The organism is Bacillus sp. FSL K6-1284 (genome assembly GCF_038002625.1).
GTDB lineage: Bacteria > Bacillota > Bacilli > Bacillales > Bacillaceae > Bacillus > Bacillus paralicheniformis.
On the sequence record NZ_JBBOCW010000001.1, the window covers coordinates 1923998 to 1949085 of the forward strand.

The following is a 25088-nucleotide window of genomic DNA, read 5'->3' on the forward strand; positions in this document are numbered from 1 at the left end:
TAAATATGTTATAATAGGGGAATCCAGAGGAAAATCGCAGCCGAAAAAAGGCTGCTTTCTCTTTGTTTTTACATTTTTTAACACGCAGTAAGGTGATGGAACATGGCAAAAAGAAAACGAAAATCAACAAAGAAACAAAAACAAGGAAAAAAACGGATTCATCTTAAATTTGAATTGTACGGATTAATCTGTATCGCCATCTCGATTATTGCGGTTTTGCAGCTTGGCGTAGCAGGGCAAACGTTCATTTACATGTTCCGCTTTTTCGCCGGTGAATGGTTCATCCTTTGCTTTCTCGGCCTTTTTTTAACGGGTGTGTCTTTATTTTGGAAGAAGAAAACACCCAGTTTTTTAACAAGGAGAAAAGCGGGCCTTTACTGCATCATCGCAAGCATGCTGCTTCTTTCCCATGTCCAGCTGTTTCAGCATTTGACCGAAAGGGGAATCGTTCAGTCTCCGAGCGTAATCCAAAATACGTGGGAGCTGTTTCTGATGGATGTAAAAGGCGAGACAGGATCACCTGATCTTGGAGGCGGAATGATTGGAGCCGTTTTATTTGCGGCGTCATACTTTCTGTTTGCATCTGCAGGGTCTAAAATCATCGCCGTCTTCCTGATCTTGATCGGCCTTCTTTTGATTACGGACCGTTCGTTGCAGGAGACGCTGATCAAATGGATGACCCCGGTCGCGTCCTTCATTAAAAACCAGTGGCAGGCCTTTTTAGCAGACATTAAACAATTGAAAAGCAGCTCGCCCAAAAAGAAATCAGGAAAAAAACAAAAGGCGCAGAGAAAACCGAAAGTGTCTGAAGAGCCTGTACAAGAAGCGGAGCTTGATCCAGAACCGGTGATTCAGTCAGAACCGATTATTTCAAGCTTTTCCGACCGTGATGAAAAACCCGAAGTTCAAGCGTACGAAGCTCAGGCGCCTGCCCCTGCCGAGCATTCTCCTGAGCCTGAAGCCGGTGAGGACGGTGAGGACATGCAGGCTACAGGCGCGCCCGAGATCACGTTCACAGAGCTTGAAAACAAGGATTATCAGCTTCCGTCGATTCAATTGCTGGATGAGCCGAAGCACACAGGGCAGCAGGCGGATAAAAAGAATATTTACGACAATGCCAGGAAGCTGGAAAAGACGTTTCAAAGCTTCGGAGTTAAGGCGAAAGTCACCCAGGTTCATCTCGGCCCGGCCGTAACGAAATATGAAGTCTATCCTGATGTGGGCGTCAAAGTCAGCAAAATTGTCAATTTAAGTGATGACTTGGCTCTTGCGCTCGCGGCCAAAGATATTCGCATCGAAGCCCCGATTCCCGGAAAATCGGCGATTGGAATCGAAGTCCCGAATGCGGAAGTCGCGATGGTTTCCTTGAAAGAAGTGCTCGAATCGAAACTGAATGATCGGCCGGATGCAAAGCTGATGATCGGACTCGGCCGGAACATTTCCGGAGAAGCTGTATTGGCAGAGCTGAACAAAATGCCCCATCTTCTTGTTGCAGGAGCGACAGGAAGCGGGAAAAGCGTCTGTGTCAACGGGATTATTACAAGCATTTTGATGAGGGCAAAGCCCCACGAAGTGAAGATGATGATGATCGACCCGAAAATGGTCGAGCTCAACGTCTACAACGGGATTCCGCATTTGCTCGCGCCCGTCGTGACAGATCCGAAAAAAGCATCGCAGGCTTTGAAGAAAGTCGTCAACGAAATGGAGCGGCGCTACGAATTGTTTTCTCACACGGGAACGAGAAATATCGAAGGGTATAACGACTATATTAAACGGATGAATGCCACAGAAGAAGCAAAGCAGCCGGAGCTGCCATACATCATTGTGATCGTGGACGAGCTTGCCGACCTGATGATGGTCGCTTCCTCTGATGTGGAAGACTCGATCACAAGGCTTTCGCAAATGGCAAGGGCGGCGGGAATCCATCTGATCATCGCGACGCAGCGGCCTTCGGTCGATGTCATTACAGGGGTTATTAAAGCCAATATTCCGTCAAGGATCGCTTTCAGCGTATCGTCGCAGACCGACTCCAGAACGATTCTTGATATGGGAGGCGCTGAAAAACTTCTCGGCAGAGGGGACATGCTGTTCCTGCCTGTCGGCGCCAACAAACCGCTCCGCGTCCAAGGGGCCTTCCTGTCAGATGAAGAAGTTGAAAAAGTTGTCGATCACGTCATCACCCAGCAAAAAGCCCAATACCAAGAAGAAATGATTCCAGAAGAGACGCAGGAAACGGTCAGCGAAGTGACAGACGATCTTTACGACGAAGCGGTTGCGCTTGTCGTCAGCATGCAGACGGCGTCCGTGTCCATGCTGCAAAGGAGATTCCGCATCGGCTACACAAGAGCGGCGCGGCTTATCGATGCCATGGAAGAGCGGGGAATCGTCGGCCCTTATGAAGGTTCAAAGCCCCGTGAAGTCCTCTTGTCAAAAGAGCAATACGAAGAACTCTCTTCTTAAGAAGAGAGTTCTTGTTTTACATAATTTTATTATGTAAACTGGAAAACGTCTATTTATTTATTTGACAAAACATGATATAGTTATCCTCAATTAAAGGTAATTTGAATCTGATCTGTCAGACGGAGGGAAAACATGTCGATAAAAGCTGACAATCAACGGTTATGTTTAAAAGTGATTGATCGGATAAAAGATGATATTCAAAATGGGGTCTTTTGCGAGAATGAACGGCTCCCGTCTGAGTTTGAGCTGTCAAAGATGCTTGGTGTGAGCAGAACGGCTTTGCGTGAAGCGCTTAGAATGCTGGAAGAAGAAAACGTCATCATCAGAAGGCACGGAGTCGGATGCTTTGTAAATGCCAGGCCGTTATTTCTATCTGGTATTGAGCAGCTGAACAGCGTCACAAAAATGATCGAGCAGGCAAGCATGACGCCGGGAACCATTTTTATGTCTTCACAGGTTACCGCTCCTACCGAAGAAGATATGCTCCGGTTTCAATATGCGGAAGAAACCGAGATCTTTTTGCTTGAGCGGGTGAGAACGGCAAATGGAATGCCTGTTGTCTACTGTCTTGATAAAATACCTGTGGATATCCTCCCGGAAGGCTTTTCACACGAGCAGGAATCGATGTTTGAATGGCTTGAGGACAAATCCGGCGCCGTGATCAGCTATGCTGTTGCCGATATTGTGCCGATCGGGTATCACGACACCATTTCTCAAATTCTCGAATGCGATCCTGAAACATCTTTGCTGCTGCTCAAACAGACTCATTATGACCAAAACGATAAGCCCGTTTTATATTCTTTAAACTATTTTCGGGCCGATAAATTCAGATTTCACGTCGTCAGAAAACGTTTTTGATATACGGGCGCTCGATTAGGAGCGGCTGTTTTTTTTTGCCCATTAGCGCCCATACATAAATAAGCCCGCAACACGGAACAATAACAGATGGAAATACTGATGAATTGGGTGAAAAAAAGTTGAGCAGAAAAAAAGACATGAAAAGCATTGTTGCGCTGTCTTCGGTCCCGCTTGTGATGACGCTAGGCAATTCGATGCTGATTCCGGTTTTGCCGATGATCGAAAAAAAATTAAACATTTCTTCGTTCCAAGTGTCGCTGATCATCACGGTTTACTCTATCGTGGCGATTTTATGCATCCCGATTACCGGCTATATGTCAGACCGGTTCGGAAGAAAAAAGATCATGCTCCCATGTCTTGTAATCGCGGGAGCTGGAGGAGCTTTGGCAGGTTTGGCTTCAACTTTTTTCAAAGATCCGTTTGCGATGATTTTAGCCGGGCGCGTCCTTCAAGGTATCGGATCAGCCGGCGCAGCGCCGATCGTCATGCCGTTTATCGGCGATCTTTTTCAAAATGATGAAGAAATCAGCGCGGGACTCGGAGATATAGAGACGGCCAATACTGCCGGTAAAGTATTAAGCCCGATATTAGGGGCTTTTTTAGCATCTTGGGTTTGGTACATGCCATTTTGGTTTATTCCGGTCGTGTCTCTTGCCAGCTTTTTTCTCGTCTTGTTCTTTGTTCCCAAACCGAAGGACAAAGATGATGAAAAGCAAACATTAAAAAACTTCGCAAAAAACGTACAGGAGATATTTAAACGGGAAGGACGATGGCTTGTTTCCATTTTTGTCATCGGCGGGATCATTATGTTTCTTTTATTCGGAGTTCTCTTCTACCTGTCGGATACTTTGGAGAAGCAGCATCAAATTGACGGGATTGCAAAAGGAGCGCTTCTCAGCATTCCGCTGCTTTTCCTTTCCGTCAGCTCCTACCTTGCCGGAAAGCTGATCGGAAACGACAAAATCAGAATGAAGGCCTGCGTACTGACCGGCATGGTCCTGCTGTCTCTGTCGTTTGCCGGTTTGTGGTGGAACCACAGCTTTTACCCGCTGTTTTTATTTATGTCCATCGGCGGCATCGGGATCGGAATTGCACTCCCTTCTTTGGATGCGCTGATTACCGAGGGAATTGAAAAAGAAGAACGCGGCACGATATCTTCGTTTTACAACAGTATGCGGTTTATCGGGGTTGCGCTCGGACCGCCGGTTTTCGCCTATATGATGACAAATGCGGATTGGCTGATATTCATCGTATCGCTTTTGTGTGGTTTAGCCGCCTTAGCGCTTGTGCTGTTTAATATCGACCCAAAAAAAGACGAAAGTGAAGCGGCAAAGACGGTGTAAATCTGCACCGTCTTTTTCATAAGGTTTTTAGTTTCCTTAAATCTCCTCCAGTTGATATAATTACAACCATACAGTCCAAGCGCATATGCTGAAATGTGGTCATAATACATAATATAAACAAGGACGAAGGAGGTTCTATATGACATACCTTAACGAAATAAAAAGAAAGCACCGCGGATTGACAAGCCACATCGTCAAAACGGAAAAATTCAAAACCGTCTCGATTATTTTTAAAATGCTTGCTCCTTTAACAAAGGAAGATGTGACAGAGAGGGCGCTTTTTCCGCATGTGCTTTTGCGGGGAACGGGCACCCGCCCCAAAACTTCAGAACTCAGAATGTATCTTGATGAACTTTACGGCACTTCCGTATCATGCGATCTCTCCAAAAAAGGGGAAATGCATGTCATTACATTCAGGCTCGATATCGCAAACGAAAAATTTTTAAAGGATCAGACACCGCTTCTGGAAAAAGGGCTCGAGCTTTTGTCAGAGATCATTTTTTCGCCGGCGCTTGAAGACGGAGCTTTTCTGCCGCTGTACGTGTCTCAGGAAAAACGCACACTAAAGCAAAGAATACAGGCGGTATATAACGACAAAATGCGCTATTCAAATTTGAGGCTGATTCAGGTGATGTGCAAAGATGAGCCATACGCGCTTCACGTCAACGGAGAGCTTGATGATGTGGACGGCATCACGCCTCAAAGCCTGTATGCAGCTTATCAAAAAGCGGTCACAGAAGACCAGCTCGACATTTACGTCGTTGGGGATGTGGATGAACAGCAGGTGGATTCGTACATTTCCAAATACTTCGAAGTAAACGAGCGGGAGCTGAGACCCGTTCCCAAGCTTGAGCAAATCCGCGCAAAGGAGCCTCAGGAAGTCGTCGAGGATGCGGATGTCAAGCAAGGCAAGCTGAACATGGGATTTCGGACGGGAACGCATTTTACGGATGATGATTATCCGGCGCTTCAGCTGTTTAACGGTTTGTTTGGCGGATTTTCACATTCAAAGCTGTTTATTAATGTCAGGGAAAAGGCCAGCCTTGCCTATTATGCGGCTTCCAGAATCGAAAGCTTTAAAGGGCTGATGATGGTGATGTCGGGGATTGAAGTCGGCAATTATCAAAAAGCCGTCGACATCATCAAGGAGCAGTTCCAGGAAATGAAAAAAGGCAGCTTTACAGAAGAAGCGATCGACCAGACGAAAGCCGTCATTAAAAACCAGATTCTTGAAACGCTTGATACACCGTACGGCTTAGTCGAATTTATTTATCAGCAGGCTGCCGCCCAAACCGAATTTTCTCTTGAAGACTGGCTTGGACGAATCGACAACGTCAGAAAAGCCGAGATTATCGAAGTCGGGAAGAAAATCGATTTGGATACAACGTACTTTCTCAAAGGGACGGAGGGAGCATCTTGACGAAAACGATCGAATTTAAACAGCTGAAGGAAACATTATATTACGAAAAAATGCCTGGCGGCCTCGATGTCTATGTTCTTCCGAAAGAAGGATTTAACAAGACATATGCGGTCTTTACAACAAAATACGGATCGATTGACAATCAGTTTGTCCCGCTTGGAAAAGAAGAAATGGTCCGTGTGCCTGACGGAATCGCACACTTTTTGGAGCATAAGCTCTTCGAAAAAGAAGACGGCGATGTTTTTCAGCAATTCAGCAGGCAGGGAGCTTCGGCAAATGCGTTTACCTCCTTTACCAGAACGGCCTACCTGTTTTCGAGCACGTCCAACGTGGAAGAAAACTTGGAAACGCTCGTCGATTTTGTGCAGGACCCTTACTTTACGGAAAAAACGGTTGAGAAGGAAAAAGGCATCATAGGACAGGAAATCAACATGTATGACGACAACCCAGACTGGCGTCTGTTTTTCGGCTTGATCGAAAACATGTACCAGGAGCATCCTGTCCGGATTGATATCGCAGGCACGATCGAAAGCATCTCGCATATTACAAAAGACCTTTTGTACGAATGCTATGAGACGTTCTATCACCCGAGCAATATGCTGCTGTTTGTCGTCGGTCCGGTCGATCCCGAAGCGATCATCCGCCAGGTCCGCGAAAATCAGCAGAAAAAGCCGTATACAGACCAGCCTGAAATCGTTCGCAAAGAAGTTAAAGAGCCTGGAGCCGTATTCAAAAAAGAACAGGAAATTAAAATGAATGTTCAAAGCTCAAAGTGCCTCGTCGGTTTAAAAAGCGCTCATCCGATGAATACGGGAGAAGCCCTGCTGAAGCATGAGCTGACCATCAACCTCATCCTCGAGTGCCTGTTCGGCAAAAGCTCCAGCGATTATGAAAGAATTTATGAAAAAGGGTATATCGATGAGACATTCAGCTATGACTATACCGAAGAACACGGATTTGGTTTCGTTTCTGTCGGCGGCGATACGCCTGAGCCCGACAAGCTTGCCGAGGAGCTGAAACAAGTGCTGTTCAAGGCGAAAGAAACGATCACAGCCGAAAAGCTGGAGCTGGCTAGAAAGAAAAAAATCGGCAATTTCTTAAAATCGATGAATTCGCCTGAGTATATCGCCAACCAGTTTACACGGTACGCTTTTCTGGAGACGAGTCTGTTTGATATCGTCACTGTACTCGAATCGATTACGCTTGAGGACGTTCACCGCGTCATCCAGGAAGAAATCGAAGAAGACAGAATCACCGTCTGCAAAGTCGTTCCAAAATCATAAAGCAAGGTCTGAAAGTTCAGCGTGTCAGGAGATTTTCCGATGCACGCTGAACCTTTCTTCTTTTGAACGGAAAGGTGGAAACATAGTATGACAAAACTCGCTCTTATCACCGGTGCAAGCGGCGGAATCGGGCAAAGCATCAGCGAAAAGCTGGCGCAAAACGGGTATGATCTTCTCCTCCATTACCATACAAATGAGCAGGCAGCCGCAGCACTTGCAGAAAGGCTGTCACATACATACGGCATTCACGCCGAAATCATTCACGGCGACCTATCCGACCCCGGCGGCGCAAAAGCCGTTTCCGCTTCCATCGGCGGGCGGGCGCTTGACGGCATCGTCTTAAACAGCGGTCAAAGCTTTCGCGGGCTTGTGACAGACATGACTGATGAGGCTGTGCAGGACATGGTGCAGCTCCATGTCTCAAGCCCGTTTCTGTTGACGAGGAATCTGCTGCCGGCGATGATCAGGAAAAAATCCGGCGCAATTGTAGCTGTCAGCTCCATTTGGGGTGAAACAGGGGCGTCGTGCGAAGTTTTATACAGCATGACAAAAGGCGCGCAAAATGTGTTTGTCAAAGCCCTCGCAAAAGAGCTTGCGCCAAGCGGCATCAGAGTCAACGCCGTTTCTCCGGGCGCTGTGAAAACAAGGATGATGGGCTCGTTTTCAAAAGAGGAAGAAGAGATGATCGCCGATGAGATTCCGATGGGAAGGCTCGCCGAAGCCGAAGAGGTTGCGGACGCCGTGCTGTTTCTGCTCTCGGCTAAGGCATCTTATATCACGGGTCAAATTTTGTCAGTTAATGGCGGCTGGCATTGTTAAAAACATGTATAGTTTGCGGTCCCCCAGAGAATAATAAGGCTGTAACTTCAAGAGAATGGAGGGGCCTGATATGTCCGTACTGGATAATTGGGATCAGTGGAAAAACTTTTTGGGCGACCGTTTGAACTATGCCCAAGAAAGAGGAATGTCAAACGAAACCATCTCAGATCTCGCATATGAGATCGGCGATTATTTGGCCGGTGAGGTTGATTCAAAAAACCATCAAGAACGAGTGCTCGCGGACCTTTGGAGCGTGGCTTCCGAAGAAGAGCAGCGCGCCATTGCGAATGTGATGGTTAAGCTTGTTGAAAACAACGGCTCGCATTAAGGAGAGAGTGTGTTCACTCTCTCTTTTTTATAGGCGCGGCTTTGTCAGCGGCACCGCTTTTGTTGTTTGCTTTCCACCCCGATAGGGTAAACATCATCCAGGCGCCGTTACAGCGGGTTTTTCCCGATTATGGGAAACGGACGTTTTTCTTATTTAATCACAACATTCTGCTTTCTAATTGAGACAAAATGCTTTATGATAAAGGAAGGTAAATTTTTGCCACGATGATGGGTAGGGAGGTTATCATTTGGCAAAGCTCGAATGGTACTTAGAATATGAAATACAAGTCAACCGTCCCGGACTTCTGGGAGATATATCCTCTTTATTGGGGATGCTTTCAATTAATATTGTGACCATTAACGGCGTCGATACTCAAAGAAGAGGCCTCTTGTTAAAATGCCGTCATATAGATCAGATTAAGCGACTGGAATCGATTCTGAACACGATGGATACGATTAAAGTGACGAAGCTCCGCGAGCCGAAGCTTCGTGACCGTCTCGCTGTAAGGCACGGCCGCTATATCCAGCGGGATGCAGACGATAAAAAAACGTTCCGGTTTGAACGCGACGAGCTTGGCTTGCTTGTCGATTTTATGGCTGAGCTGTTTAAAAAAGACGGGCACAAGCTGATCGGGATCAGGGGAATGCCCCGCGTCGGCAAGACGGAATCAATTGTCGCTTCAAGTGTCTGTGCAAGCAAAAGGTGGCTTTTTGTTTCTTCGACACTGCTGAAGCAAACGATCAGAAGCCAGCTGATTGCCGATGAGTACAGTCCGGAGAATGTTTTCATTTTGGACGGCATTGTGTCGACGAGAAGAGGATCTGAACGCCATTTGCAGCTCGTCAGTGAGATCATGCGGCTGCCGGCGACCAAAGTTGTCGAGCATCCGGACATTTTCGTGCAAAATACGGAATATACGATGGACGATTTTGATTACATCATCGAATTGCGTAACAGCCCCGATGAGGTGATTACATATGAACATGCTGAAGAACCGCAGATGTTTGACCATTCAGGTTTTTCCGGCTTTGATTTTTAAAATGGAAGGTGTTTGTTGTGACTGAACTAGGAAATCGGCTGAAAGAAGCCAGAGAGGAAAAAGGGATGTCATTGGACGATCTTCAGGCGGCCACAAAGATCCAGAAAAGGTATTTAATGGCCCTTGAAGAAGGAAACTATGATATCATTCCGGGAAAATTTTATGTGCGGGCTTTTATCAAGCAGTACGCCGAAGCTGTCGGCCTCGACTCGGAGCTCTTGTTTGAAGAGTTTAAAAAAGATATCCCTAATTCTTACAATGATGAGGTTTCTGAGAAGCTTTCTTCAATCAAGCCGCAGAGAGAGCTGCCCAAGTCTGCCTCAAAAGCGCTTGAACTTTTGCCTACCCTGCTTGTGGCAGCCGGCGTTATCGTTGTGATCGCGATCATTTACGTCATCGTTCAGGCTGTAAACGGCGGAGGCAACCAGCAGGCTGAAGAGCCTAAGACAGAGGAATCGCAAAGCAAGTATGACGTCTCAAAAGATTCCCCGCTGACAAAGGGAAATCAACAGAACACGGATGCGCAGAAAGACAGCGCTGAAGGCGACAAAGAAAAAAAGGATCAGCAGTCTGATGAGAACGACAAGCTGACCATGAAAGCGACCGCAAGCGAAGGCTCTTCCACAACTTATGAAGTATCAGGATCCGACAAGCTGGAGCTTGAAGTAAAGGCAAACGCAAACTCATGGGTCAGGGTGCGCGACGAGAAAGGAAGCTCCCTTAAAGAAGGAATGATGAAAAAAGGAGAAACCTTTCAAAAGAATATTACCGATCAATCGCAAATTGATTTGCGGATCGGATATGCGCCGGGCGTTGAAATTAAAATCAACGGAGAAGTTCTTTCTTACAAGCTCGATCCTAAGACTGTGATGACACAAAACATAACGATTCAAAATAAAAAGGAGGAAAAGTCATCTTAATTGCACAGATGACTTTTTCTTGCGTTCATCATCATTAGGAAAACATACATATCTGGAGGAACCTTTATGTTTAATCTACCGAATAAAATCACGCTTTCTAGAATCGCATTAATTCCTGTTTTTATGGTCATCATGCTTGTGCCGTTTCAGTGGGGGGCTGTCTCCTTCGGCAGCGAGTCGATTCCGGTCACCCATTTGATCGGCGCACTGTTGTTTATTTTTGCTTCTGTCACCGATTGGGTTGACGGCTATTACGCGAGAAAGCTGAACCTTGTAACAAACTTTGGAAAATTTCTTGACCCGCTTGCAGACAAGCTGCTCGTGTCTTCCGCTTTAATTATTCTGGTGCATTACCATCTTGCTCCGGCCTGGATGGCCATTGTCATTATCAGCCGGGAATTTGCCGTAACGGGACTGCGGCTCGTCCTTGCGGGAACAGGGGAAGTCGTCGCGGCCAACATGCTTGGAAAAGTGAAAACATGGGCTCAGATCATCGCCATCTCTGCTCTTTTGCTTCACAATCTTCCATTTGAGCTTGTATCCTTCCCGTTCGGATCGCTTGCTTTATGGGTGGCTGTCTTTTTCACAGTCGTATCAGGATGGGATTATTTCGCTAAAAACTGGGATGCTTTAAAAACATCGAACTAAACGTGGGGAAGTGGAAACAATGAAGTTGGAAAGAAAAGCGGAAATTATCGCTGTCGGTTCTGAGCTTCTGCTCGGACAAATCGCTAATACAAATGCTCAGTTTATCAGCAGGCATTTGGCCGAAATCGGCATTAACGTCTTTTATCACACGGCGGTGGGAGATAACCCGGAACGCCTTAAACAAGTCATTCAGACAGCTCAGAAAAGGTCTGACTTCATCATTTTTTCGGGAGGCCTCGGACCGACGAAAGACGATTTGACAAAAGAAACGATCGCTGAAGTTGTCGGGCGCCCTCTTAAGCTCGACGATGAAGCCTTCGAATCGATTCAGGATTACTTCAGAAAAACGAACCGGGAGATGTCGCCGAACAACCGCAAACAGGCGTTGATCCTCGAAGGATCCGATGTTCTGCCGAACCGCTTCGGGATGGCTCCGGGAATGCTGCTTGAGCATGAATCGCGCTTTTATATGCTCTTGCCGGGACCTCCGAAAGAGCTGGAGCCGATGTTTGAAAACGAAGCGAAGCCGCTGATTTTGGAAAAGCTCGGCTCGAAGGAAAAGATCGTGTCAAGGGTGCTACGGTTCTTCGGCATCGGAGAATCCCAGCTTGAAACCGATTTGGAAGATCTCATCGATGCGCAGACTAATCCGACAATCGCCCCGCTTGCGGCCGACGGGGAAGTCACGCTCAGGCTCACGGCAAAGCATGCGGATCCGAAGGAGACAAACCGCTTGTTAAAAGAAACGGAAGACCTCATCCTGGAGCGGGTCGGAGAGTTCTTTTACGGGTATGATGATACATCTCTTGCAGAAGAGCTTGCGAAAGCATGCAGGAGCAAGGGAATGACCTTGGCCGCTGCGGAAAGCTTTACAGGCGGGCTTTTTTCCACCTGGCTGACGGAAATGAGCGGCGCTTCCGAATATTTCAAAGGCGGCGCCGTCTGCTACACAAACGAATTGAAAGTTTCAGCGGCCGGCGTTGCTGAAGACACGCTGCAGCGCTACGGTGCGGTCAGCGCGCAATGCGCAAAAGAGCTCGCCGCAGGCATCAGAGTCAAAACAGGAAGCGATATCGGCATCAGCTTTACTGGAGTAGCCGGGCCGAATACGCAAGAAGGCCATCCGGCAGGAAAGGTGTTTATCGGCATCTCCGTGAAGGACCAGGCTGAAGAAGCGTTCGAATTTCAGTTCGCCGGATCCAGGTCTGCGGTGCGAAAGCGTTCTGCCAAATACGGCTGCCATCTGTTGCTGAAAATGATGGAAAAGTAAGCGGAAACCGGATTTTCGGTATATCTTTCTTATGAAAAAAGTCATTCCATTTTAGGAGATCGATTTTTCCCTCTTAAAAAATCGAATATGCGTTCGCTTTTTTCTTGGCAAATCCGCGCAAACAAGGTATAGTAGATATAGCGGAAGTGATAAAGGAGGAAAATAGAATGAGTGATCGTCAGGCAGCCTTAGATATGGCGCTTAAACAAATAGAAAAGCAGTTTGGTAAAGGTTCGATTATGAAACTCGGCGAACAAACTGAAACGAGAATTTCAACAGTTCCGAGCGGTTCTTTAGCGCTCGACACGGCTCTTGGAGTGGGCGGATACCCGCGCGGCCGGATTATTGAAGTATACGGGCCTGAAAGCTCCGGTAAAACGACGGTGGCGCTTCATGCGATTGCCGAAGTTCAGCAGCAGGGCGGACAGGCGGCGTTTATCGACGCCGAGCACGCGCTCGACCCCGTCTATGCACAAAAGCTGGGCGTCAACATTGATGAGCTTTTGCTGTCACAGCCTGATACGGGCGAGCAGGCGCTTGAAATCGCCGAAGCTCTTGTCAGAAGCGGAGCGGTGGATATCGTTGTCATCGACTCTGTGGCAGCGCTTGTGCCGAAAGCTGAAATCGAAGGAGATATGGGGGATTCCCACGTCGGTTTGCAGGCCAGACTGATGTCTCAAGCGCTTCGTAAGCTTTCCGGAGCGATCAATAAATCGAAGACCATCGCGATCTTTATTAACCAGATTCGTGAAAAAGTCGGCGTCATGTTTGGAAATCCTGAGACGACGCCAGGCGGAAGAGCGCTGAAATTCTACTCTTCTGTCCGCCTTGAAGTGCGCCGCGCAGAGCAGCTGAAACAAGGCAACGATGTCATGGGGAACAAGACGAAAATCAAAGTCGTGAAAAACAAAGTGGCCCCTCCATTCCGGACTGCCGAAGTGGACATTATGTACGGGGAAGGGATTTCAAAAGAAGGGGAAATCATCGATCTCGGAACAGAGCTTGACATCGTTCAGAAGAGCGGTGCATGGTACTCTTATCAGGAGGAACGTCTTGGTCAAGGCCGTGAAAATGCCAAACAGTTCCTGAAAGAAAACAAGGACATCCTTTTGATGATTCAAGAGCAGATCCGGGAGCACTACGGTTTGGACACTGGAGGCGTTGTTCCTGCTCAGGAAGACGAGGCCCAAGCTCAAGAAGAACTCGAATTTTAATCATGAAACATGTGAAAGGCTGCCGGCCCGATCGGCAGCCTTTTCCTTTCATCTGCGCATTCAGACGCAGCTCCTTTGTCCATCTCCTTCATCCGCGCCGTTTGAAAAGGCGTTTAATCCGGAAACGTTAAGACCGTAAGCTTGACAAGTATTTCCCACACAATTACAATGAAATTGTATCACTTGTTTTTCTTAACATGATTGATAAACATTTAAACTTGACAAGGGCTGTGAAGCCGCTTCACTCCCTGTGAAGGTTCTGTATGTTGAGAAGAAGTACAATGTACATGCCGACACTTACTTTTAGCAAGACAAGTTCATAGCAAGAGGAGGTGAAAGTTATGAATCCTTTAGCAATTCTCATCTCCATTTTGCTGAGCCTATTCTGTTTAGTTGTTGGCTACTATGTTCGTAAAATCATTGCCGAAGCAAAAATTTCAGGTGCGCGAAATGCAGCCGAACAAATTCTTGGAGACGCAAAGCGGGATGCTGAAGCGTTGAAAAAAGAAGCCCTTCTTGAAGCAAAGGACGAGATTCATACGCTTCGGATAGAAGCTGAACAAGAAGTTCGTGAAAGACGAAATGAGCTTCAAAAACAAGAAAACCGTTTACTTCAAAAGGAAGAGAACCTTGACCGAAAAGATGAATCATTAGATAAACGGGAAGCGATGTTGGAGAAGAAAGATCATTCTCTGAATGAACGACAACAACATATTGAAGAGATGGAAAGCAAAGTGGATGAAATGATTCGTATGCAGCAGTCAGAGTTGGAGCGTATTTCAAGTCTGACGCGAGATGAAGCGAAGCAAATCATTCTGGAACGGGTTGAAAACGAGCTTTCCCATGACATCGCGATCATGACGAAAGAAAGTGAAAATCGAGCGAAAGAAGAGGCTGATAAAAAAGCGAAAAATATTCTTTCATTGGCTTTACAGCGCTGTGCGGCAGATCATGTGGCCGAGACGACGGTTTCAGTTGTCAACCTTCCAAATGATGAGATGAAAGGCCGCATTATCGGACGTGAAGGACGTAATATCCGTACATTGGAAACATTGACGGGGATCGATCTGATCATCGACGATACGCCGGAAGCCGTTATCCTTTCAGGATTTGATCCGATCAGGCGTGAAACAGCCAGGATCGCTCTTGATAAACTCGTTCAGGATGGCCGCATTCATCCTGCCAGAATCGAAGAAATGGTTGAGAAATCCCGCCGTGAAGTGGATGATTACATCCGCGAAATGGGTGAACAGACGACGTTTGAAGTTGGAGTTCACGGTCTTCATCCCGATTTAATCAAAATCCTCGGCCGCTTGAAGTTCAGAACGAGCTACGGACAGAATGTACTGAAACATTCAATGGAAGTGGCGTTTCTGACAGGCCTGATGGCTTCAGAGCTCGGGGAAGACGTGACGCTCGCAAAAAGGGCAGGACTTCTTCATGATATCGGGAAAGCGATTGACCATGAGGTGGAAGGAAGCCACGTTGAAATCGGTGTGGAACTGGCCACTAAGTATAAAGAGCATCCAGTTGTCATCAACAGTATCGCATCTCACCACGGAGATCAGGAGCCGACTTCCATCATCGCCGTGCTCGTGGCCGCAGCCGATGCGCTGTCCGCCGCAAGACCAGGCGCAAGAAGCGAAACGCTCGAAAACTATATTCGCAGGCTTGAAAAGCTGGAAGAAATCTCTGAATCGTACGAAGGTGTTGAAAAATCATTCGCGATACAAGCGGGACGAGAGGTGCGGATCATGGTCAAACCTGACTCAATCAACGATCTTGAAGCCCATCGTTTGGCGCGTGATATTCGAAAACGAATCGAGGACGAGCTTGACTACCCTGGACACATCAAGGTAACCGTGATCAGGGAAACGAGAGCCGTTGAATACGCAAAATAAAGTGGTGCGAATGCGCCACTTTATTTTTTTGTTTCCTTGTGTAACACTATGATTAAAACCTATTTTAAAAAAGAAAGGGTCAAATGATGAGAATTTTATTTATTGGAGATGTTGTCGGTTCGCCCGGCAGAGACATGATCAAAACCTATTTGCCGAAGCTGAAGCTGAAATATAAACCGAACGCCGTCATCGTCAACGGAGAAAACGCCGCACACGGAAAAGGCATTACCGAAAAAATATACCACCAGCTCATTCAAGCGGGAGCCGACGTTCTCACAATGGGAAACCACACATGGGATAAAAGGGAAATATTTGATTTTATTGATGATGCGCCGCAGATCGTCAGACCCGCCAATTTTCCCGAAGGCACGCCTGGAAAAGGCATCACATACATAAAAACAAACGGTTCGAAGGAACTGGCTGTGATCAATTTGCAAGGCCGCACATTTCTGCCTGCGATCGATTGCCCTTTTCGAAAAGCTGATGAATTAATAGAAGAAGCGTCAAAAAGAACACCGTTCATTTTTATCGATTTTCATGCCGAAGCGACAAGCGAAAAGCAGGCGATCGGCTGGTATACGGACGGCCGCGTGTCAGCAGTTGTCGGAACGCATACGCATGTTCAGACAGCTGACAACCGCATTCTTCCGAAAGGCACGGCATATATAACAGACGTAGGGATGACAGGGCCTTACGACGGGATTCTCGGCGTCGACCGCGAGACGATTATCAAGCGATTTAAAACGAGCCTGCCCGTTCGTTTTGAGATTGCCGAAGGCCGCACAACACTGAGCGGAGTTGTCATTGACATTGACGAACAGAACAAGAAAGCCGTTAAAATTGACCGGATATTAATTAATGATGACCACATGTTTTTTGAATGACTGAACAGAAAATCATTTTAGAAAAATATTAAAAGGAAAGCAGGAATATCCCGGTCCTATAGTGAATATAGTAAAAATGGAAGGTACCCTGCTATTTTTGAAAAGCAATTAAAAGGGGATGGCTTTGAAAATAGCAACATCTAATAATGATTGTTCTAATGAACACTCACTTATCCATTGTAAACTTAAGGGGGAGCAGGAATGGAAATATTAAAGGTTTCAGCAAAATCAAATCCAAACTCGGTCGCAGGTGCGCTCGCAGGAGTCTTGAGGGAACGAGGAGCTGCAGAAATTCAAGCAATCGGAGCCGGAGCATTAAATCAGGCTGTTAAAGCGGTAGCGATTGCACGGGGATTTGTAGCACCGAGCGGTGTCGATCTGATTTGCATTCCGGCGTTTACGGACATTCAAATTGACGGTGAAGAACGAACAGCGATTAAGCTAATCGTAGAGCCTCGCTGATAGAAAAATCACTCTTTTTCAAATGCTTCAACCTGCTTACTTTCACGTAAGCGGGTTGTTTTTGGTTTAGCCGTTTTTGAAAAATGCAGCCGGGAGAGGATGAACGTGAAAATTTTTGATGCCCATTCTGATTTGCTGCTGAAGCTCTGGAAAAATCCGAAACTTAATGAATACAGTGACCCGTCGCTTCAAACGCCGGTTCAGGCTCTGTTAAACGGAAAGGCGAAAGTGCAGTGTCTGGCGATTTTTCTGCCCGAAACCGTACCCGACACAATAAGGCTTGAAATGGCGCTCGTGCAGATCCGGCTGTTTCACGAAAAAATTGCAAAGTACAAGCGGATCAAACTGATCAAACATAAAGCCGATATCGACAAGCTCAAAAGCGATGAAACCGGCATCATTCTAACGATGGAAGGCTGTGAGCCGATCTCAAAAAACTTAAGGCTGTTTGACATCTTTTTTCAGCTCGGAGTCAGAAGTTTCGGCCTGACGTGGAACTGGGCCAATACGTTCGCAGACGGCGCTTTAGAAGAAAGAAACGCAGGTTTGACTTCTTACGGGGAAAGGCTGATTCGCAAGGCGAACAAAAACCGGGCATGGACCGATCTCTCCCATTTATCAGAGAAAAGCTTTTGGGGTGCGGTTGAAACGGCAGCGTATCCGATCGCCTCTCATTCGAATGCGCACAGCCTTTGCCCTCATCCGAGAAATTTAAAAGACGATCAAATCAAAGCGCTTATTGAAAAGAACGGCGTCATCGGTTTGACATTTGTCCCTGAATTCGTGAGAAACGGAAAAACGCCTGTGATCAAAGATATCCTCTCACATATTGACCATGTCTGCTCTTTGGGAGGCGAGCGGCATATCGGATTCGGATCTGATTTTGACGGCATCGACCGGGTCATTTCGGGTCTGGAAGCCCACAAAGATTACGGGAATCTGATCGAAGCTTTGCAGCGCTCATATACACCAAGTCAAGTCGACGGATTTCTCTTTCAAAATTTCTTCAGCCGCATCCCATTTTAAAAAAATATCATACATTTTTCAGAGGGTGTTCATCTGTTTTTCTCAGGAGGACACAGGTGTTTACCAATATGAATTATCGTGCTACAATCCTTTTGTAAAGCGATTTTGCAAAGGGGGTCTGTTCATCTTGGACGGAAATATGAAGGCGCTTATCAAGAAGCCGGGGGAGCCAGGCGCCAGCTTCGAGCTCGTCCCGATACCGAAGATCGACAAACACGAGGTGCTGATCAAAGTCAAAGCCGCATCGATTTGCGGAACGGATGTCCATATTTATAATTGGGATGAATGGGCGAAAAGCAGGGTGAAACCGCCTTATGTGTTTGGCCACGAATTTTCCGGCGAGGTTGTACTAGTGGGGGAAAATGTGACTGCGGTACAAGAAGGGGAGTATGTTTCGGCAGAAACGCACATCGTTTGCGGAAAGTGCCTGCCGTGTTTGACCGGAAAAGAGCATGTCTGCAGAAAAACGCTGATTCTCGGTGTCGATACAGACGGCTGTTTTGCTGAATATGTCAAAGTGCCTGCCGCAAACATTTGGAAAAATCCGGGCGACATGCCTGAGGATCTCGCTTCTATTCAAGAACCGCTCGGAAATGCCGTGCATACGGTTCTGACGGGAATGACAGCTGGAGTGAAAGTCGCTGTCGTCGGCTGCGGACCGATCGGATTGATGGCCGTGGCAGTTGCAAAAGCGTCAGGCGCGTCACAAGTGATCGCCATCGATAAAAACGAATACAGGCTCGACCTTGCATTGCAAATGGGGGCAACCGATATCATCTCCGTTGAAAAAGAAGATCCGCTCAAAAATGTAAGCGCTTTAACTGGTGGTGAAGGGGCGGACTTGGTTTGCGAAATGTCAGGCCATCCGACGGCCATCCGCCAAAGTTTAAAAATGGCTGCGAACGGAGGGCGGGTGCATGTCTTAAGTCTGCCCGAGCATCCCGTATGCATCGATATGACAAATGATATCGTCTTTAAAGGATTGACGGTTCAGGGAATTACCGGCCGCAAAATGTTTGAAACGTGGAGGCAGGTCAGCGGTCTTCTCCAGTCCGGTACGATTCAAATCAAGCCTGTCATCACCCACCGTTTCCCGATGGAAGAGTTTGAAAAAGGCTTTGAACTGATGAGAAAAGGGCAATGCGGAAAAGTCGTATTGATACCGTGAAGGGAGAGATGGATATGAAAGAATTTAATTTTTTAGCTTCCGAGCTTGATACAATGAAAGAAAACGGAACTTTTCAGGAACTGCCGATCATCGAATCGCTGCAAGGATCAACTGTCAAAATGAAGGGAAAAGACATCATTCAGCTTTCATCCAATAACTATCTCGGGTTGACGTCACATCCGCGCCTCCAAAAAGCGGCCGAAGAGGCGGTAAAACGGTACGGAGCTGGAACGGGATCGGTCCGGACAATAGCCGGAACATTCACCATGCATGATGAGCTCGAAAAGAAGCTCGCTTCATTTAAAAATACTGAAGCTGCGCTCGTATTCCAGTCCGGATTCACCGCAAATCAAGGCATTCTTTCAAGCATTCTCACCAAAGATGATATCGTCATCTCAGACGAATTAAACCATGCTTCCATCATTGACGGCATCAGACTTACCAAAGCGGGCAAAAAAGTATATCAGCATGCGGACATGGAAGATTTAGAAAAGATTTTAAAAAAATCAATGAATTACAGAATGCGGCTTATCGTTACAGACGGCGTGTTTTCGATGGACGGAGACATCGCGCCGCTTCCCGAAATCGTCCGGCTCGCTGAACAGTATGACGCATTTGTCATGGTCGACGACGCGCACGCGTCCGGCGTTCTCGGCGAGAACGGGCGCGGAACGGTTCACCATTTCGGACTGGACGGGAAGGTTCACATTCAAGTCGGCACGCTCAGCAAGGCGATCGGTGTTTTAGGAGGCTATGCGGCCGGTTCCAAGGTGCTGATCGACTATTTAAAGCATAAAGGCAGACCGTTTCTTTTCAGTACTTCCCATCCGCCGGCCGTCACTGCGGCATGCATTGAAGCTGTCAATGTGCTGATGGAGGAACCTTCATTAATTAAAAAGCTTTGGGACAATACCTCGTACTTCAAAAAAGAGCTTGAAAAAATCGGCCTTCCGCTGATTAAGAGCGAAACGCCGATCACGCCGATTTTAATCGGTGATGAAGCCGAGGCATGCCGCTTTTCAAGCACGCTTTTCGAGCTCGGTTTATTTGCCCAGGCCATTGTATTTCCGACCGTCCCGAAAGGCAAAGCGCGGATCAGAACGATCATGACCGCCCAGCATTCGAAAGAAGAACTTGATAAAGCCCTTGAAATCATTGAAACCGGCGCCAAAAAAGCGGGTCTGCTTTAAACTCGTCGATTTCTTTTTAAACAAAGCAAATAACCATTGATAATCATTTTCAGTTAGTGTACAATGATATGTTCTGGGTTGTGCTGACAACCGAGAACCTTTATACTGAAGAGTGGAGCTTTGTTTGAAAGGAGATCAAAAACATGAATGAGAAACAGCGCATTGAAAGCGGACAGGTCAATCCATCGGACAAAAAATCCGAGAAGGATTACAGCAAGTACTTCGAAGCTGTTTATGTTCCGCCTTCCTTAAAAGATGCGAAAAAACGCGGCAAAGAAGAGGTTAAATACCATAGCGATTTTAAAATTTCCGAGCAGTACAAAGGGATGGGTGAAGGACGGAAGTTCTACATCCGCACATACGGCTGCCAGATGAATGAACACGATACAGAAGTCATGGCCGGTATTTTCATGACCCTCGGCTATGAGCCGACCGATTCGACTGAAGACGCCAATGTGATTCTGTTAAACACATGCGCCATTCGCGAAAATGCGGAAAACAAAGTATTCGGTGAAATCGGCCATTTAAAAGCTTTGAAAAAAGACAATCCGGATTTGATCCTTGGCGTATGCGGATGTATGTCCCAGGAAGAATCAGTCGTCAACCGGATTTTAAAGAAACATCCGTTCGTCGATCTGATTTTCGGTACACACAATATCCACCGCTTGCCGGAACTTTTGTCAGAAGCTTATCTGTCAAAAGAAATGGTCATCGAAGTGTGGTCTAAAGAAGGCGATGTCATTGAAAACCTTCCGAAAGTCCGCACCGGCAAAATTAAAGGCTGGGTCAACATCATGTACGGCTGCGACAAGTTCTGTACGTACTGCATCGTGCCGTACACAAGAGGAAAAGAACGAAGCAGACGTCCCGAAGAAATCATTCAGGAAGTGAGACGACTTGCGGCTGAAGGCTATAAAGAAATCACGCTTCTCGGACAGAACGTCAACGCTTACGGCAAAGATTTCGAGGATATGGAATACGGACTCGGACACTTGATGGATGAGCTCCGCAAAATCAATATTCCGCGAATCCGCTTCACGACAAGCCATCCGCGTGATTTTGACGATCATCTGATCGAGGTGCTCGCAAAAGGCGGGAACCTTCTGGACCACATCCACCTGCCTGTTCAGTCCGGAAGCTCGGATGTCTTGAAACTGATGGCGCGCAAATACGACCGCGAACGCTATCTCGAGCTTGTCGCCAAAATTAAAAAAGCGATGCCGAACGCGTCTTTAACAACAGACATTATCGTCGGCTTCCCGAACGAAACTGATGAGCAATTTGAAGAAACGCTTTCCTTATACAGAGAAGTTGAATTTGACAGCGCCTATACGTTCATCTACTCGCCTCGCGAAGGAACGCCAGCTGCAAAAATGAAAGACAATGTTCCGATGCGCGTGAAAAAAGAACGGCTTCAGCGATTAAATGAAGTGGTCAACGAAATTTCCGCGAAGAAAATGAAGGAATATGAGGGGCAGGTTGTCGAAGTGTTAGTAGAGGGTGAAAGTAAAAACAACCCTGATATCCTTGCCGGCTATACACGGAAAAACAAGCTTGTCAACTTCAAAGGACCGAAAGAAGCGATCGGCCAGCTTGTCAACGTGAAAATCCACCAGGCGAAAACTTGGTCGCTTGACGGAGAAATGGTAGGAGAAGTAATCGAGGTGAAATAAAGTGACGCTTTATACGAAAAAAGAGATTGTTGCAAAAGCGCGGGAGCTCGCAAAAATGATTGCCGAAACGGAAGAAGTCGACTTTTTCAAAAAAGCGGAGGCACAGATTAATGAGAATGCCAAAATAACGGGCATTATCAACCAAATCAAAGCCCTCCAAAAGCAAGCCGTCAACTTTAAACATTACGAAAAGCACGAAGCGCTTAAACAAACGGAAGCAAAGATTGACGCGCTTCAGGAAGAGCTTGACGCGATCCCGATTATTCAAGAGTTCAGAGATTCTCAAATGGAAGTCAACGACCTTCTGCAGCTCGTCGCGCATACAATATCAAACCAAGTGACAAACGAGATCATCACATCGACCGGGGGAGACCTGCTGAAAGGCGAGACCGGTTCAAAAGTAAAAAATTCATCACCGAGCTGTTCTCTATAATTTGGCGGCGCCTTTTAAAGGCGCCTAGCTTGTCGACAAAGCCGTAAAAAACGTCTTTGATTGACAAGCTTTTTTTATGGAAGCACAGGCGAGGCTCGAATTCGAGCCTGCTGTTCAGCTCGGCCTTGTCGGGGGACAGAGTGACGCGCACCGGCGTGCTGGTGCTGAGTGAGGCCGATCATGCCCTAAAGCTATTCTTTTAAAATACGAAAATCGACGATATTTCCATATCGATCTGATTCAATATGACAGCATCCCATCATCAGCTGTTTTAATTTTGCCCTTCCCCGTTGCACTCTTGATTTTGCCCCGGAATAAGTAATCCCCATTTTTTTACACAACTCTTTTTGTGATAATCCTTGGATTTCGGTCAGTTCAAGCGCCTCCCGATACTTTTGGGGCAGTCTATTTATGCTTGAGCGAATACACGCAGCCGCTTCCTTCGTATAATTTTCCCCGTCGAAATCGCCGGGGTATTCAAAATGCTCGGTGAGTTGTTCAATTGATTTTTCTGTGCGATAAAAATCAATAATGGTATTTCGGGTAATCCGATAGATCCAGCCGGGGATTTTTTGTTCATCATGTACATTCGGGAGGTGAATTTGGATTTTCATAAAAACGATTTGCAATAGATCATCAACCATCGAATGGTCATGTACTCTATATGTGATAAATTTTTTTAACGGTTCGTGATATTGATTCCACAGTTCCTCTACATTCAATTGAAAAATCCTCCTGCTTAACATTTTCTTTGCTTTTGCGTCCTTTTAAAAGCTGCTTCGTCCTTTATATCGTAACAGGAAGCTGGAAGGTTGTTGAATCATTTGCTTTCCAGTAAGCCCTGCTGCAAAAAATGAATGGGGAGAGGTTTGTTTTGAAATATACCTTTTTAGGAAGAACAGGTATGCGCGTCAGCCGCTTATGCCTGGGAACGATGAATTTTGGGGTCGATACAGACGAGAAAACCGCGTTCCGAATCATGGATGAAGCGCTTGATGCGGGTATTAATTTTTTTGATACTGCGAATATCTACGGCTGGGGAGAGAATGCAGGATTGACAGAGAGCATCATCGGAAAATGGTTTGCAAAAGGGGGACAGCGCCGTGAGAAAGTCGTTCTGGCGACGAAAGTATATGAACCAATTTCTGATCCGAATGACGGTCCAAACGATGCGAGGGGCCTGTCTCTTTATAAAATCCGGCGCCATCTGGAAAGGTCGCTGAAGCGGCTGCAGACAGACCATGTAGAATTATATCAAATGCACCATATCGATCGGCGGACGCCGTGGGATGAAATATGGGAAGCTTTTGAAAGCCAGGTTCGATCAGGAAAGGTTGACTATATCGGCTCAAGCAACTTCGCGGGGTGGCATTTGGTCAAGGCACAGGCTGCAGCTGAGAAACGTAATTTCATGGGGCTTGTGACAGAACAGCATAAGTATAGTTTATTAGAGCGAACGGCGGAAATGGAAGTGCTTCCGGCAGCACGAGATCTCGGGTTGGGTGTAGTAGCGTGGAGTCCTCTTGGAGGAGGGCTGCTCGGAGGCCATGCGCTGAAAGGTGCTGTCGGAACCCGGACAGCCAAAAGGGCAGACCTCATTGAAAAACACCGCTCACAGCTCGAAAGATTTTCGTCTTTATGCAAGGAGCTTGGGGAGAAAGAAGCCAACGTTGCTTTGGCATGGGTGCTGGCAAATCCGGCGTTGACCGCTCCCATTATAGGGCCGAGAAACGCAGAACAGCTTCGGAATGCAATCAGAGCTGTTGAGATCAGTCTGGATGAGGGCATACTCAGCGAGCTGAGCGACATCTTCCCCGGACCCGGAGGGGAAACGCCTGAAGTGTACGCTTGGTAGCAGAGTGCTATTAGATTAAGAATAATGAAGACACAACATCATAAAGAAACTTTTTCAAATGGATGTTGACAACAATGTGGGTGCCATTTTTTTATTCAATTTCCCGCCGTGACGGCTTATTGAAAAGATTCGGTTTTCGGTCTGTCTTTTTCTTTTCTGATTTAAGTCAAGTTTATCCTTTTATGTGCATACACTTAAACAGATTCATTATATGGGAATGTTATTTTGATTTCTCAAGGAACGCACATTAGACGAATGCCCAGCATAGGATAATACGAGGAAAAACAAGGAGGCATGACCGAATGTCTGAATACAGGGAAATTATTACTAAAGCGGTGGTCGCGAAAGGCCGGAAATTCACCCAGTCCACTCATACAATCTCCCCTTCGCAAAAGCCAACCAGTATTTTAGGCGGTTGGATTATCAATCATAAGTATGACGCCGAAAAAATCGGAAAAACCGTGGAAATTGAAGGGACATATGATATCAACGTCTGGTATTCATATGCGGACAACACCAAAACCGAAGTTGTGACAGAACGCGTTTCCTATGTTGATGTCATTAAGCTCCGGTATCGCGACAAAAATTACTTAGATGATGAACACGAAGTCATTGCGAAGGTGCTTCAGCAGCCGAACTGCCTTGAAGTGACCATTTCCCCGAACGGAAACAAAGTGGTTGTACAGGCGGAAAGGGAATTTTTATCAGAGGTCGTCGGCGAGACGAAGGTCGTCGTTGAGGTCAATTCTGATTGGACGGAAAGCGATGAAGAAGAAGCGTGGGAAGAAGAACTTGACGAAGAACTTGAGGATATCAATCCGGAGTTTTTGGTCGGAGATCCAGAAGAATAAAAGGAAGCTAGGGAAACACCGCCCTAGTTTCTTTTTTTTCAGC

At 46.7% G+C, this 25088-nt stretch carries 23 protein-coding genes; 22 read left to right on the plus strand and 1 reads right to left on the minus strand.

What is annotated here, in order from left to right; translation table 11 throughout:
• Positions 1 to 102: 102 nt before the first annotated feature.
• From MHB72_RS09965 to MHB72_RS10060, 20 genes are all read left to right on the plus strand, one after another.
• Complete coding sequence (locus MHB72_RS09965) at positions 103 to 2460, plus strand: DNA translocase FtsK (RefSeq protein WP_216920577.1); 2358 nt, start codon at positions 103 to 105, stop codon at positions 2458 to 2460.
• 132 nt (positions 2461 to 2592) lie between these two features.
• On the plus strand, positions 2593 to 3318 hold the full coding sequence (locus MHB72_RS09970; RefSeq protein WP_020451447.1) for a GntR family transcriptional regulator: 726 nt from the start codon (positions 2593 to 2595) through the stop codon (positions 3316 to 3318).
• 137 nt (positions 3319 to 3455) lie between these two features.
• Positions 3456 to 4661, plus strand: coding sequence for an MFS transporter (locus MHB72_RS09975; RefSeq protein WP_216920579.1), 1206 nt, complete (start codon positions 3456 to 3458; stop codon positions 4659 to 4661).
• Positions 4662 to 4800: 139 nt separating this feature from the next.
• Complete coding sequence (yfmF, locus tag MHB72_RS09980) at positions 4801 to 6081, plus strand: EF-P 5-aminopentanol modification-associated protein YfmF (RefSeq protein ID WP_035338740.1); 1281 nt, start codon at positions 4801 to 4803, stop codon at positions 6079 to 6081.
• A complete protein-coding gene (gene yfmH / locus MHB72_RS09985; protein ID WP_025811427.1) occupies positions 6078 to 7364 on the plus strand; it encodes an EF-P 5-aminopentanol modification-associated protein YfmH in 1287 nt (428 codons plus the stop codon). The genes yfmF and yfmH overlap by 4 nt, the downstream gene beginning before the upstream one ends.
• Positions 7365 to 7451: 87 nt before the next feature.
• A complete protein-coding gene (gene ymfI, locus MHB72_RS09990; RefSeq protein WP_020451451.1) occupies positions 7452 to 8183 on the plus strand; it encodes an elongation factor P 5-aminopentanone reductase in 732 nt (243 codons plus the stop codon).
• Between the two features lie 70 nt (positions 8184 to 8253).
• Positions 8254 to 8511, plus strand: a complete 258-nt coding sequence (locus MHB72_RS09995) for a DUF3243 domain-containing protein (RefSeq protein ID WP_020451452.1) — start codon at positions 8254 to 8256, stop codon at positions 8509 to 8511.
• A gap of 247 nt (positions 8512 to 8758) precedes the next feature.
• Positions 8759 to 9550 carry a YmfK family protein gene (locus MHB72_RS10000; protein ID WP_003181917.1) on the plus strand — a complete coding sequence of 264 codons (792 nt, stop codon included), beginning with the start codon at positions 8759 to 8761 and terminating at the stop codon, positions 9548 to 9550.
• A 17-nt stretch (positions 9551 to 9567) separates the two neighbouring features.
• Positions 9568 to 10470: a helix-turn-helix domain-containing protein gene (locus MHB72_RS10005; RefSeq protein ID WP_216920581.1), complete on the plus strand. Its 903-nt coding sequence runs from the start codon at positions 9568 to 9570 to the stop codon at positions 10468 to 10470.
• A gap of 66 nt (positions 10471 to 10536) precedes the next feature.
• Positions 10537 to 11118 carry a CDP-diacylglycerol--glycerol-3-phosphate 3-phosphatidyltransferase gene (gene pgsA, locus MHB72_RS10010; protein WP_003181921.1) on the plus strand — a complete coding sequence of 194 codons (582 nt, stop codon included), beginning with the start codon at positions 10537 to 10539 and terminating at the stop codon, positions 11116 to 11118.
• Positions 11119 to 11137: 19 nt separating this feature from the next.
• Positions 11138 to 12388, plus strand: a complete 1251-nt coding sequence (locus MHB72_RS10015; protein ID WP_020451455.1) for a competence/damage-inducible protein A — start codon at positions 11138 to 11140, stop codon at positions 12386 to 12388.
• A 167-nt stretch (positions 12389 to 12555) separates the two neighbouring features.
• Complete coding sequence (gene recA / locus MHB72_RS10020; protein ID WP_035338734.1) at positions 12556 to 13602, plus strand: recombinase RecA; 1047 nt, start codon at positions 12556 to 12558, stop codon at positions 13600 to 13602.
• Between the two features lie 341 nt (positions 13603 to 13943).
• Entirely contained in the window at positions 13944 to 15503 is a 1560-nt protein-coding gene (gene rny, locus MHB72_RS10025) for a ribonuclease Y (protein WP_020451457.1), read from the plus strand.
• Positions 15504 to 15589: 86 nt separating this feature from the next.
• The gene (locus MHB72_RS10030; protein ID WP_020451458.1) at positions 15590 to 16387 is read left to right on the plus strand and encodes a TIGR00282 family metallophosphoesterase; all 798 of its coding nucleotides are present in this window, start codon (positions 15590 to 15592) and stop codon (positions 16385 to 16387) included.
• Positions 16388 to 16588: 201 nt separating this feature from the next.
• The gene (spoVS, locus tag MHB72_RS10035; protein WP_003181955.1) at positions 16589 to 16849 is read left to right on the plus strand and encodes a stage V sporulation protein SpoVS; all 261 of its coding nucleotides are present in this window, start codon (positions 16589 to 16591) and stop codon (positions 16847 to 16849) included.
• 105 nt (positions 16850 to 16954) lie between these two features.
• Positions 16955 to 17875 (plus strand): dipeptidase, encoded by a 921-nt coding sequence (locus MHB72_RS10040; protein ID WP_216920583.1) that lies wholly within the window; start codon positions 16955 to 16957, stop codon positions 17873 to 17875.
• A gap of 124 nt (positions 17876 to 17999) precedes the next feature.
• Positions 18000 to 19043, plus strand: coding sequence for an L-threonine 3-dehydrogenase (tdh, locus tag MHB72_RS10045; protein WP_216920825.1), 1044 nt, complete (start codon positions 18000 to 18002; stop codon positions 19041 to 19043).
• A gap of 14 nt (positions 19044 to 19057) precedes the next feature.
• Positions 19058 to 20233, plus strand: a complete 1176-nt coding sequence (locus MHB72_RS10050; RefSeq protein ID WP_020451461.1) for a glycine C-acetyltransferase — start codon at positions 19058 to 19060, stop codon at positions 20231 to 20233.
• A 143-nt stretch (positions 20234 to 20376) separates the two neighbouring features.
• Entirely contained in the window at positions 20377 to 21906 is a 1530-nt protein-coding gene (gene miaB, locus MHB72_RS10055) for a tRNA (N6-isopentenyl adenosine(37)-C2)-methylthiotransferase MiaB (protein ID WP_216920585.1), read from the plus strand.
• 1 nt (position 21907) lies between these two features.
• On the plus strand, positions 21908 to 22339 hold the full coding sequence (locus MHB72_RS10060; RefSeq protein ID WP_216920588.1) for a RicAFT regulatory complex protein RicA family protein: 432 nt from the start codon (positions 21908 to 21910) through the stop codon (positions 22337 to 22339).
• Between the two features lie 191 nt (positions 22340 to 22530).
• Here MHB72_RS10060 and sigZ read toward each other — a convergent pair whose 3' ends face one another.
• A complete protein-coding gene (gene sigZ / locus MHB72_RS10065) occupies positions 22531 to 23061 on the minus strand; it encodes an RNA polymerase sigma factor SigZ (protein WP_216920590.1) in 531 nt (176 codons plus the stop codon).
• Between the two features lie 152 nt (positions 23062 to 23213).
• Here sigZ and MHB72_RS10070 point away from each other — a divergent pair, with 152 nt between their 5' ends.
• Together MHB72_RS10070 and cotE are read left to right on the plus strand one after the other, a co-directional pair.
• On the plus strand, positions 23214 to 24194 hold the full coding sequence (locus MHB72_RS10070) for an aldo/keto reductase (RefSeq protein WP_216920592.1): 981 nt from the start codon (positions 23214 to 23216) through the stop codon (positions 24192 to 24194).
• Positions 24195 to 24496: 302 nt separating this feature from the next.
• A complete protein-coding gene (gene cotE, locus MHB72_RS10075; protein WP_020451464.1) occupies positions 24497 to 25045 on the plus strand; it encodes an outer spore coat protein CotE in 549 nt (182 codons plus the stop codon).
• Positions 25046 to 25088: the final 43 nt, after the last annotated feature.